Raw genomic sequence first — 20,291 nt, 5'->3', positions numbered from 1 at the left:
CATTCACACCGCCTTCGAACTCTGGACTTTCTGCCTTAGCTCCTTCCTCACCATTGACACCGCCTTCGAAGTCTGAAGTGTCTGACTTAGCTGCTTCTACTGTATTCACACCGCCTTCGAAGTCTGAAATTTCATGAACCGCAGCTTCCCCTTTTGAAGTTTCCACTGGAATATATTCTGGAACTTCATGGACCGCGGCTTCTTCGCCGTTCACACCACCTTCAAAAGCTGGCACATCATGAACGGCTGCTTCGGCACCATTGACTCCACCTGCAAATTCCGGAACTTCGTTAATAGTTCCTGGTGGATTTTCTTCAACCTCTATTTCTGGAATTTCATGAACGGCTGCTTCCTCGCTGTTCACACCACCCTCGAAGTCTGAGACTTCATTGACTGCTGCTTCAGCACCATTCACACCGCCTTCAAATTCTGGGACTTCGTGAATAGTTCCTGGTGGATTTTCTTCAACCTCTATTTCTGGAACTTCATGAACAGCTGCTTCTTCGCCGTTCACACCACCTTCAAAGGCTGGCACGTCATGAACGGCTGCTTCCTCACCGTTGACGCCACCATCAAAGGCTGGATCCTCATGAACTGTACCTTCACCATTGACTGCACCTGTAAATTCTGGGACTTCATGAATTTCTGCTTTTGCTCCATTTTTACCACCAGGGACTCCTGCACCTTCAAGACTTACAGGCAAATTATGCATGCTCTCAATTGCACCATCAATGATTTCTGTAATTTCTTGACCAATATCTTCCTTGTTAACTGCGAAAAGCAATGTTTTTGTATCGTATTGCGTCAAGAATGTTGCAAAATTACCATTTTCCAGTTTAAGAACTGGTGGCCGATTCACCAATACTTCAGAATCAAATTCTAAAGCAATGACATTTTTGCTCATCTCCACAGCATTTTTCACAGTTGCTTTTGTTGGAGCAATTCTATCCTTACTTAAGAAATCCCAATTGAATTTCTTATAAGACAGGGTATATTCGTTTTGGTTGTTATCTGCATGCTCATAAAGCAAACCAAATTCACCATTTCCAAGATCTTGCAAGGAGTTATAAGCAAATTTACCACTTTGAATTGGATTGTGCTTGAGCCAAGTCAAATCACCGTTAGCTTCTACTTGTGCCAAATGTACCAAACCATTGTAACGTCCTGGTCCACCTGCGTTACTGAGGATGATATATTCCTTACCATTTTGCACAGTGTGAATAGCAGACATTTGAACGTAGACATCTTTGACATCTGCATAGCGCTTCACATCTTTTTCCCAAGTTGCTCCACCATCTTTACTTGTAGCAACTTGAAGATCACCTGTCAATCCACGCATGAAGAGTTTGAGATCTCCATTATTTAACTGAACTACGGTTGACTCCGTATTTTGAGCACCTGGATTATTCATGGTTGAAGAGTGAATTGTTTGGTTACCTACTGGACGGTTGTCATTAACAGCTTCTCCTGCATTCCAAGTTTCACCATGGTCATCTGAGTAAATGACACGTGAAGACTGAGAACCACTTAGATAGGATACGTTATTTGTCGTGTAGGCAGGGATAACAAGACGCCCTTTGTGAGGCCCTGAATGCAAGGCAATACCTGTACCAGGGCCAGTACCTAAGAAGTGCATCCAATCCTTACGAATGCCGTATGTTATATCTTTTGGTGCAGACCAAGTTTTACCATCGTCATCACTATAAGACATCCAGAGATAGTTGGTATTTGAAACCCTAAAGATATTCTTGTCACTATACTCAAAGTAGATATTACCGATAAGTTCTTCACCTTTGTAAAGGTCACCCTTATCACTGTATGCTGGCTTCTTAGGATCCACTACAACACGGTATTCTGTCTTTCTATTTTCAGGGTCGAAAACTTCACCATTTTCACGAATTGTATAGCGTCCTGCATCACCTTGTTTGTACAAGATTTGGTAAACCTTGTCACCAATTTGCTCATAGGCTTGTGGTGCTTTTCCTGGTAAATCTCTGACAGCTTCACCTTCTACGAACATATCAAAAATAGAGAAGATTCGCTTAGTTTTCGGATCTTGGACTAGGGCCATGTCAATATTGACTGGTGATCCCGCATGAGCTCTTCTGGCATTCTCATTATCACGAGGATTTGAGATGACAATTCTATCTCCCCATGTTTTACCCTTATCATCACTACGACGAACAACCATACCGATATCGCCCCAGTCAGAGTGATGCAAGCGTCTCTCATCTGCACCAGCAATCAAGGTTCCTTTATCCGTTTTCAGCAAGGCTGGAATACGGTAGCTTGCGATACCATCTTTATTTGGCTTGCGGTTCTCACCACCTTCAAAAACATCCAGTTTATCAGTAACTTCTGCTCCTTCAGGAAGTTTCTTCTCCAACTCTCCTCTTTCAAAAAGTTGGCTACGTTTTTTAACTTCTTCTGGAGTAAGAGTACGATCATAAACCGTTAGATTACGGACTTTAAGATTAGCACCCCAGAAGTTTTTGCCTGTACGTTTTGTTGTACCGATTTGTACATGATTAACATCTGGCATGTCTTGGATGAAACGACCAGACTGAGGACTTGTTCGCGACAAGACACCATTTACATAGACGCGAACTTGACCTTTTGGTTGGTCTGCATTTGGTCTTTCAACTGTAAAGGTTACTGAGTTCCACTCACCTGGCTTAATCTTCAAAGGAGCAGTTTTATAATCACCATAGAATTGGTTTCCATTTGCATCACGACCTTCAACGATAGCTGTGTTATCAAGGATGGCCATAGTGAAATACTCATTTACTTTAGTATCACTGGAAACTGAGAAGAGGTTATAAAAACGTGGAGCAGATGCATCTGGCTTAAACTCCATATGAATGGTCGCATTTTGAAGTTTTTTAAGCTTGTCGAGCTCCTCTTTCATGTCAACTCTTTGACCGTTTGAAGGATTGGTTTCAACATCTTCCTTCTCTATAACAGTATTGGCATTTTCCAACTCTCTGGCATAAAAGTCACGCGGAATGTTTCCAACTTCTTCTTCGTCTTCACTCTCTGTAGCTGGAGTTTCGTTTGATGCTTCTGTTTCTGTTGGTTTTTCAGACCCTGGGTTTGCTTGCAACTCTTCACGGCTCACTTCTGTTCCACTATTATTTACTGTGGTTACTTGGTCTGCAAGCTCCTTATCGAGATTCGTCAGACTTCCTGTCTCTACTTCCTTAGACAATTCTGGCAAAGATTGCCCCGCTGTTTCACCATTCGTTGATGGCGCCTCTTGAGCAAAAGCCGGTGAAGCACCAAAAACAACTGCTCCAATGACTACTGATGCCGCTCCAACTGCAAATTTTCGAATTCCGTACCTCTGTTTTCTATCAAAATCTCTCTGATTCATGTTTTCCCTTCCGTTATTTTAAAAAATAAAGCGCTTTCTTTTTTGCTTAAAATTTTTAGCCTTTCAGACTAGCTGCAAATAAGAAACTGTATTATTGAATGGAATTGCCATTCTTTGTAAATGAAATGCTGTTGCACTTTTATAAACTCTATGTTAAAAGATTCGCAACTAGCTATACTCCTTTCACTTTTTATTTTAACCATATTATATAATAAATATTCTAAATTTTAGACTTTATAATCTATAATAGATTCTACTTTCAAAGATATTTAGAAGTTTCAAACTACCTGAAACTACTTTCTCATTATCTGGGTCACATAAAGAAAAGCCTGTAGTTCATTCGAAACTACAGAGCTTTTTTTCAATTTTTAGTGACCAAGATAGGTAAAGGGAATCTTACTGCCACACAACCAATTGTATACTTGATCATTGACATGGACGTTCATAGCTTCGTGTGCATATTCAGGCATCAGGCGATAACTCTTCTCACAAGTCAAACGATTGTAGATAGCAAACTGGGTGATTGGATAGCAGACATCGTCATCTAATCCTGTTATCATTCTCACCTCACCTTTTATTCGATGTGCAAGATTTTTTACATCGATATAAGCTAAGGTTTCCATAATTTGCTCCTCAGTTTCGTGGAAAGGATCATGGAACTTAAAGTAACGGAAAAGCTCATCATAGGCTTCACTGGTATTTCCAATCTCCAATACGCGTCTAAAGTCTGACAAGAATGGATAGATAGCAACTGTACGCTTGATACGTGGATTTAGCCCCGCAGCCACTAGAGCTAGTGCCCCTCCTTGAGAAGCTCCATAGCTTGCTAATTGCCCCTCATCCACTTGTGGGAAGCTAGCGACAATTTCAATCAATTGATAAATATCTAGATAGACATCCTTATAGAAGAGTTGCTCTTTTCCTTCTACTGCACCACGAATGATTTGGCCCTTAACCGTATTTCCGAGTGGTGAGCGCAAGCCATCTTGTGAGTATCCAGATTGTCCACGAACATCCATCGATACGACACCATAACCAGCTACTGTAAAGGCTAGCATATCTGTCCAATCCCAGCAACGCCCCATATAGCCATGGAAGTGGAAAATGACAGGTACTTTCTTTTCTGATTTTGGTAAGACTATACGCGCATAAACAAGGCCATCACGGGTACCTTTAAAGCTTAACTCATAACACTTCACATTGGGAATATGAAAGTTTCGTTCTTCTAATTGATAGTCCGATAAAGCCGAAACCTTATCAATCTCCCCATCCCAAAAAGCATCAAAATCATGAGGAACTTCATCCCTTCCTTGGTATGTTTTCATTTCTTCTACTAATGCTGGATTTCTCATAAAACCCTCCTTAATTTTGTAACCGCTACCATAACTCTAGCACATAAAGGAAGGCAATGCAAGACTGATATTTTAAATAGAAAGTGATTTTAATTTTGAAGATTCATAAAAGCTTATCTGAAAGTAGTTTTATCCATTCCATTCTGTATAAATTCAATACACTTTCAAAGAATAACAGCTTCTTTGGTCTCTCCTCCAAGAGTCATTGAAGACTTGTCTTATACTCAAATCCAAACTACATCAGCTTTATCTACAACCTCAAAGCCGTGCTTTGAGCAACCTGCGGCTAGCTTCCTAGTTTGCTCTTTGATTTTCATTGAGTATTAGCATGTTTTCGGGTATATCGTTGTCTATCTTTAAACTAATGTTCTTTTACAAAAATAAAAAAGTTTCATAATCTTAATAGAATTATTCTACCAAGATTACAAAACTCTTTCTTATTTCAAATCTTTTTTATAGCGTTCCAACTCTGCTTGGTTTGCCCAAACATAGTGACCTGGACGAATTTCTACCATAGAAGGCTTATCAGTTTCATAGTCATGTTGATCTGGATCATAGACTTTCAAAACTTTTTTACGTTCCAAGATTGGGTCTGGAATAGGAACAGCTGATAGAAGTGCTTGCGTATATGGATGAACTGGATTATTAAACAATTCTTCAGTTTCAGCCACTTCAACAATAACACCCTTATAAATTACCGCGATACGATCAGAGATGAAACGAACTACTGACAAATCGTGGGCGATAAAGAGATAAGTCAATCCTAATTCCTTTTGGAATTTCTTGAGCAAGTTCAAAACTTGGGCACGTACTGAAACGTCCAAGGCTGAAATCGGCTCATCCGCAATAACGAAGTCAGGTTGCATAACCAAGGCACGAGCAATCCCGATACGTTGACGTTGTCCACCTGAAAACTCATGTGGGTAACGTGTCAAGTGTTCAGCCAAAAGTCCCACTTCACGAATGATATTTTGAACTTTTTCTTTTCTTTCTTCTTCATCTTTAAATAAATGGTGGTTATAAAGACCTTCAGAAATGATATAGTCAACCGTTGCACGTTCATTCAAACTTGCAGCAGGGTCCTGGAAAATCATTTGGATACGACGAATTAATTCCGAAGCTTGTTCACGTGATTTTTTACCATTAATTTTTTGACCTTCAAAGATGATATCACCTTTGCTGGTATCATTAAGACCGATGATAGCACGACCAATTGTTGTCTTACCACTACCAGACTCTCCAACAAGTGAGAAAGTTTCTCCTTTGTTGATAAAGAAGTTCGCATTTTTAACAGCGACAAACTTTTTGCTTCCTTCACCGAAGGAAATTTCTAAGTCTTTAATTTCTACTAATTTTTCAGACATTTCCTTCCTCCTAGTCCTCAAGATGTGTAAAGCCCATCTTTTCACGAATCTTGTCGTGTAAATCTGCAATCACCGCTGGTTTTTCAACTTTTGGAGCTTGTTCATGAAGCAACCATGTCTTAGCCCAATGAGTATCAGATACTGCAAACTGAGGTGCTTTTTCCTCGAAGTCAATCTTCATAGCATAATCTGAACGAAGAGCAAAAGCATCTCCCTTCAATTCAGTATAAAGCGATGGAGGTGTTCCAGGGATTGAGTACAATTCACCTTTGTCATCCGCAAGTTGAGGCAAGCTTGACAAGAGGCTCCATGTATATGGATGACGTGGGTCGTAGAAGATTTCTTCAACAGTACCATACTCAACGATTTCACCAGCATACATAACCGCTACTTTATCAGCAATACTTGCTACGACACCTAGGTCGTGGGTGATAAAGATTGTTGTAAAGTGGTATTCGTGTTGAAGTGACTTCAACAAATCAATAATCTGTGCCTGAATGGTCACGTCAAGAGCTGTTGTCGGCTCATCACAGATAAGAATGTCTGGACGACAAGCAAGAGCAATCGCGATAACGATACGTTGACGCATTCCCCCAGAATATTGGAAAGGATACTCGTCAAAACGTTTCTCAGAATCTGGAATACCAACTTTATTCATATAGTCGATAGCCAATTCTTTAGCTTCTTGCGCAGTCTTGCCTTGGTGTTTAACAATAACTTCTGTGATTTGACTTCCGATTGTCTTGATGGGGTCTAGACTGGTCATCGGATCTTGGAAGATAGTTGCAATCTTCGCACCACGAATACTTTCCCATTCTTTATTAGATGTAAGGCTGGTCAATTCTTGGCCACGGTAATTAATACTACCTCGTGCAATACGACCATTTCCTTCCAACATTCCTGTGAATGTTTTTGTCAAAACTGATTTACCTGAACCTGACTCTCCAACTAAAGCGAGAACCTCTCCCTCGATCAGATCGATGGAGACACCTCGAATAGCTGTCAAAATCTTGTCACGAACATCAAATTCCACGACAATATCTTGAGCAGTCAAAATTACATTTTTTCCTTTTATCATGTCTACTCCTATCTATGTGTACGTGGATCACTAGCATCCGCTAGGTTCTGACCAACTACGAACAGTGACAAGGATACCAAGACCAAAGTTGTCAATGGAATCCAGAAGAGGTAAGCATTGGTTGTTACGTTCTGAGAATAATCCGAAATCAAACGTCCCAAACTTGGTACTGTGATTGGCAAGCCGAGTCCAAAGAATGACAGGAAGGCTTCATATGAGATAAATGCAGGAAGCATTTGTGATGTAGTTGTAACAATAACAGAAACCAATTGAGGCATGATATTTTTAATAACAATCTTATGGGTTGGTGTTCCCAGTGTACGTGAAGCAAGGTTGTACTCCAAATCACGGTAACGCATGATTTGGATACGAATCATATAAGCAATACCAATCCAAGTAGTTACACTCATGGCAAAAATCAAGTTCCAGAAACCTGCACCGATAGAGTAAGTCAAAACAATAACGATCAAAAGTGAAGGGATGTTATTGATAACGTTATAAACTTCCATCATGATACGGTCAACTGATTTTGAAATACCCCAGATTCCGCCGACAATAACACCGATAACAACGTTTATAAAGGTCGCAATTACGGAAATCAAGATAGAGTTACGTGCTCCAAACCAGACACCGTCAAAGAGAGATTTACCATTACTATCTGTACCAAACCAATGTTCAGCATTTGGCTTAATGTAACGAGCGCTAAAATCATTTACCTTACTTACATCATTGAAGTCAAAATCAGAAAACATTGGATAGATGAAACTCATCAATACGATGGAAATCAAAATACCAAGCATGATGATTGTTGATTTTTTCTTCAAAAACTGTCTAAAGACAGAACCCCAATATGAGTAGGCAGGAGCATCAATTGCTTCAGAGGCAAAATCATCTCGTTTTACAAATTGAAATTTATCATTACTAATCGTAGACATTATTTGCCTCCTTTCTCTGTCAATTTAATACGTGGGTCAATAATAGTCATCCAAATATCTCCAATCAAGTAAGAGAAAATTGAAACACATGTAAAGATGAAGACCAGACCAACTACCATATTGTTGTTTGATGCTTTTACAGAGTCAATCAACATTTTACCCATACCTGGGAAGGCAAAGACTGTTTCAGTAAGAGTTGCTCCACCAATAACACCAATAATTGAGCCTGGGATACCAGAAACGAGTGGTACCATAGCGTTTTTAAAGATGTGTTTGTTAGAAATTTCTTTTTCAGAAAGACCTTTAGCTCGAGCAAAACGGACAAAGTCTTGAGATTGTAAGTCAATCATGTAACGACGAATCCAGATAGCTAGACCAGGTGCTCCAAGTAAACCAAGAATGACTGATGGAAGGACATAAGATCGCCAATCGCCAGCACCCAAGATTGGGAATGAGTCTGGGAATCCGATAGAAGAACCAATCAAACGAATGATATAAACTAGAGCAATCGTTGGGAGGGCCATCAAGAAGGTCAAAGTACCTGTAGATAGGCTGTCAATCCAAGTATTCTTGAAACGAGCCATTGCTGAACCAAGAGGAACTGCAATCGCATATGAAATCGCAAGACCAATCAAACCAGTGATAGCAGAACTTGCAATCATTGATGGGTATTGATAGTTGCTCTCAGTAGCTGTATATGGATCATCTTTACCGTAGTTGGCTACTTCACGAGCATCAGCTTGACTCGGAGATTTATAAGTTCTTGAGTAAATATTAACTGATGATGTTTTCTTACCAGTTGGGAATTGAACTTCAGAAGTCTTCGTTTGTCCTTGTCCTTGTGTAATAACTTGAAGAACAGGAGTATTGGCATAAGTTGGATAAGAATCTCCTAGGTTCAAGTTGACAAAGTTTTGGTGGACAAATGGGAACTGACTATTGAAGTACAAGAGGTATTTATGTTTAGTACCTGAACCCACAAGAGACCAACCGATAGCAGGGTCATTCTCAAAGCGCAAATAACGCTCTAAGTTAGGATTCTCAGGGTCTTGGATCTTGTTTGTATGGTCAATATCAAGCAAGTTTGCATAGAATTTGAACACACGCTCAAAAATAGGAATTTCACGTGTAGCGTAGAATTGTCCACTCTCTGTAAACTCACCTAGAGTCCAACCATTTCCAAGTTGTTGGATATATTTTTCATAGATTGCTTTATTTGTATCATTTGCATCTACTGTAACAGAAGAGTCAATGCTACTAGCTTTTTCCTGCAACTCTTTCGTATCGTAATATTCGATATAACCCATACGCTCAAAGACAGTATTTTCATAGTTATCTCGTTTATCAGCCGTTGTCGCAATTTTATTGTAGTTAGTATCTTGTTTGAAGATCAACTTCCGTGGAACCATCGTATAGATGATTGTGTAAATCAAGGTCGTTACTAAGAAAATAGAAACCAACGACCGCAAGATACGCATAAAAACATATTTTTTCATATTATTTCCTTTAAAATCCCAAAAGAACCTTCTCCTTTAGGAGAGAAAGTTCTGATGAGCATTATTTATTTCACATGACTCGCTAACTCTTTTTGAGCTTTTTCATTTGATTCAGCTTTTTCTTTGAGCCATTTTTCACGAGCTTCTTTGTACTCTTTGGTTGTTACAGTGTTTGCTTGCAATTGAAGATATTTGAAGTAAACATCTGAACCTTTATCACCTGATTGAGTATATGATGCTGAGAATGGAACAACACGAGAGATAACAGGAGCTGCTCCTGAAGATGACATAGCTGGAAGGAATAGTGAGCTATCTGTCAACCAAGCTTGAGCTGCTGCATATTTCTCATAACGTTTATTAAGATCGGTTGTTTCACTAGCTGCATCATCAACTAATTTATCATAATCTTTCAAACCAACTTGAGCAACCGCTGGGTTTGATGGATTATCATAGCCCATGTAGGACTTAGTTGTTTCACTGTTATCTGTTTTTAGAATATCAAGGTAAGTTGATGGATCAACATAGTCTGGGTTCCATCCAACGGCACCTGAAAGATCCCAGTCTTCAGCCGAAGCGTTTGCAGCATAATACGTAATATTATTCAACTCATCTTTTGTTACTTGTTGAATGTCAATGACTACATTTTCTTCACCAAGAACTTTTTCAACAGATTGTTTAAAGGACTGAATACGAGCAATGTAGCTCTTAGCAGTTTGGTCAACAGGAATATCCAAGTGGATTGGGAATTTCACGCCATCTGCTTCCAAAGTTTTCTTAGCTTTAGCAAATTCTGCTTTCGCTTTATCAGCATTGTAAAGACCATCTTGGCCATCTGCAAAGTTTACATCTTTCCATTCATCACCATAAGAAACAACTTTCTCAGTAACCAAGTCACCAAAGGTTTTCTCACCTGCAGAAACAAAGTCTGGTTTTACAAAGAGGTTACGAACAGCAAGCTTCGCCCCATCTTCACCATTAAGTTGAGCAGAGTATGATGTCCGATCAAACGCAAAGTTCAAAGCTTGACGGAAGTCTTTGTTAAGAAGTGCTTTCTTAGTAGAAGTCTTTTCTTCGTCAGTTGTTTTTGATGTATATTTATAGCTTTGACGGTCAATATTAACTCCCAAACCAGCAATACCAGATCCTTGTGGAGTATAGTAAATATTGTCTTTATATGTTTCTGCTATTTTAGAATAATTTGAACTTGTTGGGAAGAGACGGGCGTAGCTGTATGCACCACTTGTAAAGTTACGCTCAAGTGACTCTTGGTCTGAACCATCATAGAATGCAAGTGTCACAGTGTCTAAGTGAACATTATCTTTATCCCAATATTGCTCATTCTTCACAAAATCAACAGAAGACTTAGCAGTCAACCCTTTAAGTAAGAAAGGACCATTGTAAAGCAATGATGTTGGATCTGTTGACTTACCAAAGTCTGAGCCTTTTGATTTTTCAAACTCTGCATTCAAAGGCCAAAAGATTGCGTAAGACATTTTAGAGTTCCAGTATGGCTCTGGTTTGTTCAATGTGTACTGAAGAGTGTAATCATCAACAGCTTTTACACCAACAGTTGAAAAGTCAGTTGACTTTCCAGCCACATAATCTGCCAAACCTTTTACAGAATCTTGAGCAAGATACAATGCTTCTGATTTCTTATCAGCTGCGTGTTTCAAACCTGTAACAAAGTCATTTGCAGTTACTTCTGCGTATTCTTCACCATCAGATGTGAGCCATTTTACACCTTTACGAATCTTATAAGTGTATGTCAATCCATCTTGAGACACTGACCAGTCTTCAGCGACTGCAGGAGTAAGGTTACCATACTTATCATTTGTAAAGAGTCCATCAATACCATTTGAAGTGACAACTTTTGTACTTTGTTTACCAGAGATAAGATAGTCCAATGTTTCTGGATCAGCAGTGTATACATAACCATATGCCTTTGGTGCTTCAGCATTTGATGTTTTTGAAGAACCGCAAGCCGCGAGAACACCTGTTGCAAGTAGCGCAACGCCTGCTACTGCAAAAATACGACTTTTTTTCATATTTATAAACTCCTCGTTTTAAATTGTGGATATTGAAAATTATACCACAGTTTTTTTAAAAAGTAAACGAATTTTCAGAATATTTTGTCGCATACCTTTTGCAAGCAGGAAAACTTACATTTTCAGAAAAGAAACTATTGACGAGATTTAATTTAAAAGGTATAATAATAAAAGTTAAGGCGGTATAGCCAAGTGGTAAGGCACGGCTCTGCAAAAGCTTGATCGTCGGTTCAAATCCGTCTACCGCCTCTATATTATCCAAGGCTCCTACAGGAGTCTTTTCTTTTTTACTACTAAAAAAGCTTTATCAGTTCTACTCTGATAAAGCTTTTGTTTTATTCTGTTTCTTCTTCTGATTCGAGTGCTTGGATTTGAACCTTAAGCTTGGTTACACGTCCATTTTTGACTTTGTCATTAGTCAATGTAATATGTTTGTTGGTACTTTCCAATTCATAGCTAAGTTTTTCAGTTGTTGGAATAGTCCCGACACCCGTCAAATAATAACCAGCGATTGTATCTACATCATCACTTTCAAGTTCAACATCGAAATAACTATTGAAGTCGTTCAAGTTCATCGTACCTTGAACAATGTAGGTATTCTCACCAATAGTGTGAACATAAACCTCAGCACGGTCAGTTTCGTCGTCAATCTCTCCGACAATCTCCTCAAGGAGATCTTCTAGTGTAACTAGACCAGCCATACCACCATACTCATCCAAAAGGATTGCCATCTGTCTTTGAGTGTTTCTGAACTCTTTTAATAAATCATCCACAAAAATCGTTTCAGGTACAAAGAGTGGATCTTGCAAAATTCGCTTCCAGACGATATTGTCAAACCCACTGACAAAGGCTTCTTTAAGGAGGCTCTTGGTGTGAACCAAACCAATGACATTATCCTTGTCTCCATCATAAACAGGAATACGAGAAAAGTTCTGTTTCAAGATACTTTGGATAATGGTTTGAGTATCATCCTGAATATCTACCATAAAGGCATCTGTTCGGGGAACCATGACTTCACGTGCCATGAGCTCGTCTAGCGAGAAAATCCCTTGTAACATTTCAATTTCATCAGCATCCAAGGTTTCTTCACTCTTAGACAACATGTACTCAATCTCATCACGAGTCATTTTTTCATCTGCATCGTCAAATGTCATCGGTGTCAATTGACTCAAGAGATTAGTTGATGCTGAGAGCATCCAAACGAAGGGACTCACAATCTTACCAAGTCCAATAATAAACGGTACTGTTCGGATAGCCAAGGCATCCTTAAGATTTAGAGCAATTCGCTTAGGATAAAGCTCACCAAAAACAATAGAAATATAGGTCAAGAAAGCTAATGATAAGAAGCTAGCTACCGCATAGGCAGTTTCGCTATTTCCCATCCAAGAGGCGATCAACTCTCCAAGTGAATCTGCTAGTTTAGCCCCTGACAAGATCGTAATTAAGGTGATACCAACTTGAATGGTTGATAAAAAGTGATTAGGGTTTTCAAGCACCTTTAGCAAACGGATATAGCGTTTATCTCCCTCTTCAGCTTTTTGCTCAACACGTGAACGACTAAGTGAAACCATGGCCATTTCTGTTGCAGAGAAAAAGGCATTTAAAAAGGTCAAAACAACTAATAAAACAAATTGCAGTAACAAATCCTGACTGCTCGGGTCTTCCATTTTCCTTCTCCTAAAAAGTATAATTGAAACCATTATACCATATTTTCCAATTTTTACACATTAATTTTCAATTTCTATGATAAAGGGGCGCTGAATAGAGAGCTGCAATCCAAGTCCTGACACCCTAGCTCAAGCCTTGTGAATCTTCAAAAAGGCTCTTTAAAATCAGAAGAGCAAAAAACAAGCAATCGTTTCTACAGTTCATGACTAATAAAAAACGAGGTTGGGATTTTTCCTCAACCTCTTGATCAATTAGCTATTTTTTGTGACTGTGACCTCACCTGTTCGGTAATCTAACTGAATTCCCTTTTGGACATTTGGAATAACGACATTAAACTCCAACTCCCCATCAGAGGACTTGGCTTCAATATGAGAAGCTGACGGCACCAAATCTTGCTCAGTAGCATAGAGTAATGTTACGCGGTAACGCACTCGTTTGTTTTGATCTAGAGCTTTTCGAACCAGACTTTCATAATAGTTTTGGCCTGTAGAATCTTCTGCACGCGCTTGGTTGGCCCAAGCTGTCTGTACGGCAATGTTTTTAGGATTGCTAGTAGAAGCATCAAAGCCATCTAACCCACCGATTAAGGCATAGCCCAACAAATGCCCTCTATCGACCGCATGGTTGTAACTTCCCTTTAGATTCTTAACCTGATGCCAACCCGCAGGCGTCCAAGATGTTGAACCATTCCCAGTCTCTTCACGATCTTTGTACTGTCTTGTCGCTTTTGACATGAGGGCGTTAGCGACAGTTGGAACCGTCTCCCCACCTACAGTTTTTGTCTTGTTATCGGCATAGGGTTTACCTGAAACCTTTGCGTCTAGATTAGTCTTATTCCCATTGACGATAAAGGCTCCCGCTCCATTCCATTCAAGAGAACCCTTAATTTGTTTTTTGATAGAATCTGTCAGGACACTTTCAGCTAATTCTTGACTTGGAGCATCCGATGCTTGCGACTTCTGCTTTACTTGCGTCTGAGGGGCAGAGTTGGAAGCTTGCATCTCCTTGATATAATAACTTCCTGCTGACAAGAGCAGAAAAAGCAAGAGACCTACTAGAGTCTGTCTAGTTTTTTTATTCATATTTTCTCCTTATACTCTTCAAAAATCTCTTCAAACCACGTCAGCTTCACCTTGCCGTATATGTGTTACTGACTTCGTCAGTTCTATCCACAACCTCAAAACGGTGTTTTGAGCAACCTGCGGCTAGCTTCCTAGTTTGCTCTTTTATTTTCATTGAGTATTACATTCACTTCCTAGAAAAAGACTGGTCTCCCAGCCTATTTTCCTGTAAATTTTGTGATGAGTTCTTGCCATTTTGCTGGCGCCAAAATAGCCCAAGGGTCTTCCCCTTTTCCTAGTATGCCATAGCCAATCATCAAACCAATAGCAAGAGCTAAGACTCCTAGTAGTAATACTACAATTACTAGGATAAAGCGACGTAAGACATATTTGGATTGTTTATTCATCTTCATCAGCTTCCACACTTACCCGTTCAATCTTAGCTCCTAACTGGGCTAATTTTTCATGAAAACGGTAGTAACCTCTATCTAAATGGACAAGCTTTCCTACAACTGTTTCGCCTTCAGCTACCAAGCCTGTCAAAATCAAGGCTGCACTGGCACGTAAGTCTGTCGATAGAACTTCTGCACCTTGGAGTCGCTGTCCGCCGATAATACGGGCTGTATCACGGATGATTTCAGAGTGCAAACCCATACGACGCATTTCCTCTAAATGTTGAAAACGATTCTCAAATACAGTTTCTACCATAGTTGACTCACCTTGAGCAACGGTCATTAGAGCAGTGAACTGCGCTTGCATATCTGTCGGAAATCCTGGATGTGGAAGTGTCTTAACGTGAACAGCCTTTAATTTTCCACGTTGAGAACGAATACGAATTCCTTCGTCCTCATCAATGACTTCAACACCCATTTCCTGTAATTTAGCAATCAAGGGGCGATTGTGTTCCCAGATAGCATCCAGAATCAAGACATCTCCACCTGTAATGGCAGCTGCTACCATGAAGGTCCCTGCTTCAATACGGTCTTGCACAACATTGTGGGTTGCACCGTGTAGTTGCTCAACACCAGTAACGGTAATAGTTTCTGTTCCTGCCCCCTTGACTTTGGCACCCATTTTATTTAGGAGAACAGCCAAGTCGACAATCTCAGGTTCACGCGCAGCATTTTCAATGACAGTTACGCCGTTGGCAAGAGTTGCTGCCATCATCAAGTTTTGAGTAGCACCTACACTTGGAAAGTCCATGTAGATATGTGCACCGTGCAAGCGTTCCGCCTTAGCTTCAATATAACCTGCCGTCTGAGTAATCTCAGCCCCCATTGCTTCGAGTCCTTTTAGGTGAAGGTCTATCGGACGACTACCGATAGTACAGCCACCTGGCATCGAAACTTTAGCATGTCCCACACGAGCCAAGATTGGCCCCAATACTACAATAGAAGCACGCATCTTGCTGACATACTTATAGGGAGCTTCTTCTGTGATATCTCCAGTCGCATCAACTTCGACAATATGGGCATCCTGATCAAAGTCAACTTGAGCATGCAATCCACGAACCACTTGATTCATGGTAAAGACATCTGATAAGATTGGAACATTTTTTAAAACAGTTTTTCCTTCACTTGCTAAAATAGTTGCCGCTAGCAGAGGCAAAACTGCATTTTTTGCGCCCTCGATGGTGACACTTCCAACCAAGCGATTATCGCCACCTCGAACTACAATTTTTTCCATAAAATATTTTCCTTTACTTACAATTTTAGAATAGCGCTCTAATTGCTTCTTGCCAGAGTTGGTAGAGATTTAGGAAAAAGGAACTAATTAGATATCCTAAACCGATACTACACAATACTACCAAGAGTCGAATCTTCCCCGCATTGTCCTTGGTCACCTTCAAAATCCGATCCCATTTAACCAGGTCTTTCAAAAGTTGAAAGACTAGATAGATAAAAAACATATGACTACTAAGGGTAAAAAACAATTGAATCATTTGCCTATTATACCATCTTCTTTTTTTCTACGCTAGTTTAGGGATTTGCCTACTGTTTAGGGATTGTTTTTCAAATAGTCAATCGCATCTTGAAGCGTTTTGACTGGAACGATTTTCATGTCTGTTTTAATCATTTGAGCTGCTTCTAGAGCTGTGTCATAATTACTCTTAGCATTTGGATTTGCTTTTTTAGTTTCTTCAGTTACTGGATTGTTAGGAGCAAAGAATACAGTTGCTCCTTTCTTAGCTGCGGCCACAACCTTTTTATCAATTCCACCAATATCACCAACATTCCCATCTCTGTCGATACTTCCTGTACCAGCAATGATGCGTCCATTTCGAAGAGTGGGATCTGCAATTTGCGTATAGATGGATAGACTAAACATCATCCCAGCACTAGGACCACCAATGCCAGCCGTTGAAAACTTGATTGGAATATCACTAGATACTTCAGTACGGTCAATCAAGCCGATTCCGATACCATTTTTCCCATTTTCCAGAGTAATGATCTTTCCTTCGGCAGTCTTAACTTTCCCATCCTCCTCATAAGTAACCTTAACCTTATCTCCCAGGGTTTGAGAATTGACATACTCAACTAAATCCTTAGAACTCTCAAAAGTCTTGTCATTAACCGCTGTTACGGTGTCAGCAATATTGAGAACTCCCTTGAAAGTCGAGTTATCTGTCACAGTCAACACATAGACACCTAGATATTTGAGCTCGATTTCCTTACCCGCCGTTTTCAGACCTTGATATTTGGCCATATTTTGCGAAGTTTCCATGTAAAACTGGTTGATTCGCATAAACTCTGCATCGGACGAACCACCTGTCATCTCTTTAGCACTATGTATATCCGTGAAAGGGGTTAGCCAAGCATAAAACAAGTCAACCACTCTAGCATGTTTAACTCCAACCGTCACAAATTGATAAGAACCTTCCTCTTGATCAGGCTGATTATTTACCTGCAATACCTTACGAATATCCTCTGAAGTCCCTGGAACCTCAATGTAATAAGGCAGGGGCACTGTAAAAGCTATAAATGTGATAATAAGCCCAATAATAAGATATAAGGGCCATCTAGTCTTTTTCTTCATTTTCTAATTCCTCCAAGACAGTATTTGGCACATATCCACTGATATCTTGACCAAATTTTAATAGTTCTCTGACAGCTGAAGAGCTAATGTGTATATGCTCTAAACGACTATGGAGATAGATCGTCTCTAGTTCACTTGCCAGCTGGTGATTGTAATAGTCAAAACTGGCTTCATACTGGAGGTCTGTAGCATTGCGTAATCCTCGCACCAAGACCTGAACACCAAGTTTTCTAGCAACGTCAACTACCAATTCATCGTGAGAAGCCATCACTTCCACATTTTTGAGATGTCCCACTGCTTTTTCAACAGTCTTCTTTCGACTCTCTATCGGTAAAAATCCCGTTTTGTGTGGATTATAAAAAATCCCGACATACAATTTATCAAAGAGCTTACTTGCACGCTCGATGAGATCCAAATGTCCATTAGTCATCGGATCAAAGGAACCTGTAAATAGCCCAATCTTATCTGACATAAACCGTCACCTTACTAATTCCATATATTTTTTCCTTCCAGATACCCAAACAAGCAATTTCTTCTGGAAGTTCTACTGTTTTATCCGTCTCACAAACCACCATGACATCTTCTGAAAAAAGATTTCTCTCTGCCATTTTTTCAATATCTGACACGATTTGTTCTTTTGCATAGGGAGGGTCCAAGAAAATAAGATCAAAGACTCCATCCACCTGCTCCAAAGCACGACTGGATTCCATTTTCAATAATTGAAATTTAGAGGTTTCCTTAGTCATCCGAATATTTTCTGCGACAATACTCTGGGCCCTGCGATCTTTCTCAACCAGTACTGCACTGGACATTCCCCTTGAGACAGCCTCGATGGATAAACCGCCACTACCAGCATAAAGGTCTAACACACGTCCACCTTCAAAGTAGGGACCAATCATATTAAAAATAGCGCCCCTAACCTTATCTGATGTCGGTCTAGTTGTTTTCCCGTCTAGCGTCTTTAATGGACGCCCTCCGTAGATTCCTGATACGATTTTCATACCGTATATTATACCAAATTCTTATCAAAAAAAGAAAATCGAACCTTACGGCTCGATTGATTAAAGAATATTTTCGTAAGTATCTCTCACTTCTTGAGGCCAAACACTGGTTTGAACTTCTCCGATATGCTTTTTACGAAGCAGGAACATAGCCATACGAGACTGACCGATCCCTCCACCGATTGTAAGAGGAAATAGGCCATTTAGGAGAGCCTTATGCCATTCTAAAGTTAAACGGTCTTCGTCTCCTGTGATAGCTACCTGACGGCGAAGAGTGTCTTCATCGACACGAATTCCCATTGAAGAAAGCTCAAAGGCTGCACCAAGATTCTCATTCCAAACTAGAATATCCCCATTCAGACCCTTATAGCCATTTTCAGATTCTGTTGTCCAGTCATCGTAGTCTGGTGCACGACCGTCATGAGGTTTTCCGTCTGATAGCTCTCCACCGATACCGATCAAGAAGACCGCTCCAAATTCCTTACAAATGGCATTCTCACGTTCTTTTGGTGTCAAGTCTGGGTAGCGTTCTACCAATTCTTCTGTATGGATAAAGGTAATTTGCTTAGGCAAAATTGACTCAATATCGTAGCGTGCTTCCACTGCTAACTCTGTCAAACGAATAGCCTTATAAATCTTTTCTACCGTTTCTTTGAGATAGGCAAGATTGCGCTGTCCGTTTGGAATAACTTTTTCCCAGTCCCACTGGTCCACATAGACTGAGTGAGTTGCATCTAGCGAATCTTCGTCTGGACGAAGGGCCTTCATGTGAACAAAGAGGCCTTCACCCTCGCCAAAACCAAAACGGGCCAAGGTATGGCGTTTCCACTTAGCAAGGGAATGCACCACTTCATAGGTTTCGTCTGGAATTTGCAAAACCTTAACTTCCACGGCATTCTCCACACCTGATAAATTGTCCTGCATCCCATCCCCAACCTTACTCAAGATAGGACCTTGTACCTCAACCACTTCTAACTTATCTTTTAAATACTGGGTAAAGGTGTTTTTTACAAAGGAAATTTCTTCCTGTTGATGGATAAAACTTTTCTTCATACATCTCTCCTTTTGAATAATAAGATGATTATACCCTTTTGCCAGTAAAAATGAAAGTAAAAATTAAAAAAAGAGCTCCACGGAGCTCTAAAAAATCAATCGTCACTACCGAAAATACGGAGCAAGCTAAGGAATACGTTGATAAAATCCAAGTAAAGACTGAGCGCCAAAGAAATTGCCCAACCTGTTGCGACTTGACCATTTGATTCTTCATAAACATAGCGAATCTTTTGGTTATCCCAAGCAATCAAGCCTGCAAAAACGAAAACCATGATAATGCTGATGATATAGTCAAAAAGGCTACTGTTTAAAAAGATATTGACAATCATAGCTAGTATGAGGCCCACTAAAGCTGCCAACAAGGCACGTCCCATTCCGCTCAAATCCTTCTTAATCACAACTCCGATAAGAGCCATCACAAAGAAGAGAGCTGCACTAGATACAAAGGCTGTCAAAACAGTACCTGGGGTATAGAGCGAGACAACGAAACTCAGTGTAAAACCGTTTAAAACGGAATAAAGCAAGAAAATTGGCAAGGCTGCTGGACTGTTTTTTAAAGCCATACTACTCGCTACATAGACCAGAGCAACTTCTACAAAGCCCGCAACTATTAGCCATACACGAGCATTCATCATAATTTGAACGAGCAAATCCTGGAAAGTTGTCAACATGAGTCCTGAGACAAGGGCTGATAAGCCAATTCCCAAACCTACAAAAGCATAGACTTTTGCATAGAATTGATTCAAACCAGAACGTTCTTGAATAATTGTTTGATTCATATCTTTTTTCTCCTTATGAAATCTTTTTACTGATTATAACAAAAATAAAA

The 20,291-nt window shown here is 39.9% G+C and carries 17 protein-coding genes and 1 tRNA gene; 1 reads left to right on the top strand and 17 read right to left on the bottom strand.

Annotation, left to right across the window (positions count from 1 at the left end; translation table 11 throughout):
* The 7 genes from O3611_RS09125 to O3611_RS09095 all read right to left on the bottom strand — a co-directional run.
* Positions 1-3,373 (bottom strand): SIALI-17 repeat-containing surface protein (locus O3611_RS09125; RefSeq protein ID WP_371608433.1); only part of this gene is annotated, 3,373 nt, incomplete at its 3' end.
* 368 nt (positions 3,374-3,741) lie between these two features.
* The gene (locus O3611_RS09120) at positions 3,742-4,725 is read right to left on the bottom strand and encodes an acetylxylan esterase (RefSeq protein ID WP_371608432.1); all 984 of its coding nucleotides are present in this window, start codon (positions 4,723-4,725) and stop codon (positions 3,742-3,744) included.
* A gap of 437 nt (positions 4,726-5,162) precedes the next feature.
* Positions 5,163-6,089 carry an ATP-binding cassette domain-containing protein gene (locus tag O3611_RS09115; RefSeq protein ID WP_001291283.1) on the bottom strand — a complete coding sequence of 309 codons (927 nt, stop codon included), beginning with the start codon at positions 6,087-6,089 and terminating at the stop codon, positions 5,163-5,165.
* Positions 6,090-6,099: 10 nt separating this feature from the next.
* Positions 6,100-7,167 carry an ABC transporter ATP-binding protein gene (locus tag O3611_RS09110; RefSeq protein ID WP_153225120.1) on the bottom strand — a complete coding sequence of 356 codons (1,068 nt, stop codon included), beginning with the start codon at positions 7,165-7,167 and terminating at the stop codon, positions 6,100-6,102.
* A gap of 8 nt (positions 7,168-7,175) precedes the next feature.
* On the bottom strand, positions 7,176-8,102 hold the full coding sequence (gene oppC / locus O3611_RS09105; RefSeq protein ID WP_000104373.1) for an oligopeptide ABC transporter permease OppC: 927 nt from the start codon (positions 8,100-8,102) through the stop codon (positions 7,176-7,178).
* Positions 8,102-9,598, bottom strand: coding sequence for an ABC transporter permease (locus O3611_RS09100; RefSeq protein ID WP_000761009.1), 1,497 nt, complete (start codon positions 9,596-9,598; stop codon positions 8,102-8,104). The genes oppC and O3611_RS09100 overlap by 1 nt, the downstream gene beginning before the upstream one ends.
* Positions 9,599-9,663: 65 nt before the next feature.
* On the bottom strand, positions 9,664-11,643 hold the full coding sequence (locus O3611_RS09095) for a peptide ABC transporter substrate-binding protein (RefSeq protein WP_371608431.1): 1,980 nt from the start codon (positions 11,641-11,643) through the stop codon (positions 9,664-9,666).
* A 178-nt stretch (positions 11,644-11,821) separates the two neighbouring features.
* On the opposite strand from O3611_RS09095, the gene O3611_RS09090 reads away from it, so the two are divergent.
* A tRNA-Cys gene (locus O3611_RS09090) sits at positions 11,822-11,892 on the top strand.
* 86 nt (positions 11,893-11,978) lie between these two features.
* Here O3611_RS09090 and O3611_RS09085 read toward each other — a convergent pair.
* The 10 genes from O3611_RS09085 to O3611_RS09040 all read right to left on the bottom strand — a co-directional run bounded on the left by O3611_RS09085 (position 11,979) and on the right by O3611_RS09040 (position 20,241).
* Positions 11,979-13,310 (bottom strand): hemolysin family protein, encoded by a 1,332-nt coding sequence (locus tag O3611_RS09085; protein ID WP_248035156.1) that lies wholly within the window; start codon positions 13,308-13,310, stop codon positions 11,979-11,981.
* Positions 13,311-13,562: 252 nt separating this feature from the next.
* The gene (locus O3611_RS09080) at positions 13,563-14,393 is read right to left on the bottom strand and encodes a DNA/RNA non-specific endonuclease (protein WP_248035159.1); all 831 of its coding nucleotides are present in this window, start codon (positions 14,391-14,393) and stop codon (positions 13,563-13,565) included.
* Positions 14,394-14,590: 197 nt separating this feature from the next.
* A complete protein-coding gene (locus tag O3611_RS09075) occupies positions 14,591-14,779 on the bottom strand; it encodes a DNA-directed RNA polymerase subunit beta (RefSeq protein WP_282434683.1) in 189 nt (62 codons plus the stop codon).
* The gene (murA, locus tag O3611_RS09070; protein ID WP_248035163.1) at positions 14,772-16,058 is read right to left on the bottom strand and encodes a UDP-N-acetylglucosamine 1-carboxyvinyltransferase; all 1,287 of its coding nucleotides are present in this window, start codon (positions 16,056-16,058) and stop codon (positions 14,772-14,774) included. The genes O3611_RS09075 and murA overlap by 8 nt, the downstream gene beginning before the upstream one ends.
* A gap of 25 nt (positions 16,059-16,083) precedes the next feature.
* Entirely contained in the window at positions 16,084-16,314 is a 231-nt protein-coding gene (locus O3611_RS09065; protein WP_248035165.1) for a DUF1146 family protein, read from the bottom strand.
* 56 nt (positions 16,315-16,370) lie between these two features.
* Positions 16,371-17,408 carry a SepM family pheromone-processing serine protease gene (locus tag O3611_RS09060; RefSeq protein WP_371608430.1) on the bottom strand — a complete coding sequence of 346 codons (1,038 nt, stop codon included), beginning with the start codon at positions 17,406-17,408 and terminating at the stop codon, positions 16,371-16,373.
* Entirely contained in the window at positions 17,392-17,880 is a 489-nt protein-coding gene (gene coaD / locus O3611_RS09055; RefSeq protein ID WP_371608429.1) for a pantetheine-phosphate adenylyltransferase, read from the bottom strand. Before coaD ends, O3611_RS09060 begins: the two co-directional genes overlap by 17 nt.
* Positions 17,870-18,409, bottom strand: coding sequence for a 16S rRNA (guanine(966)-N(2))-methyltransferase RsmD (rsmD, locus tag O3611_RS09050; protein ID WP_371608428.1), 540 nt, complete (start codon positions 18,407-18,409; stop codon positions 17,870-17,872). The genes coaD and rsmD overlap by 11 nt, the downstream gene beginning before the upstream one ends.
* Before the next feature lie 60 nt (positions 18,410-18,469).
* Positions 18,470-19,462, bottom strand: coding sequence for an aspartate--ammonia ligase (gene asnA / locus O3611_RS09045; protein WP_371608427.1), 993 nt, complete (start codon positions 19,460-19,462; stop codon positions 18,470-18,472).
* 95 nt (positions 19,463-19,557) lie between these two features.
* Positions 19,558-20,241: a Bax inhibitor-1 family protein gene (locus O3611_RS09040; RefSeq protein ID WP_371608426.1), complete on the bottom strand. Its 684-nt coding sequence runs from the start codon at positions 20,239-20,241 to the stop codon at positions 19,558-19,560.
* Positions 20,242-20,291: the final 50 nt, after the last annotated feature.

Source organism: Streptococcus sp. 27098_8_91 (assembly GCF_041432385.1).
In the GTDB taxonomy this organism is placed as follows: domain Bacteria; phylum Bacillota; class Bacilli; order Lactobacillales; family Streptococcaceae; genus Streptococcus.
The sequence above is the reverse complement of the archived record's forward strand: the minus strand, read 5'-3'. Positions and strand labels throughout refer to the sequence as shown.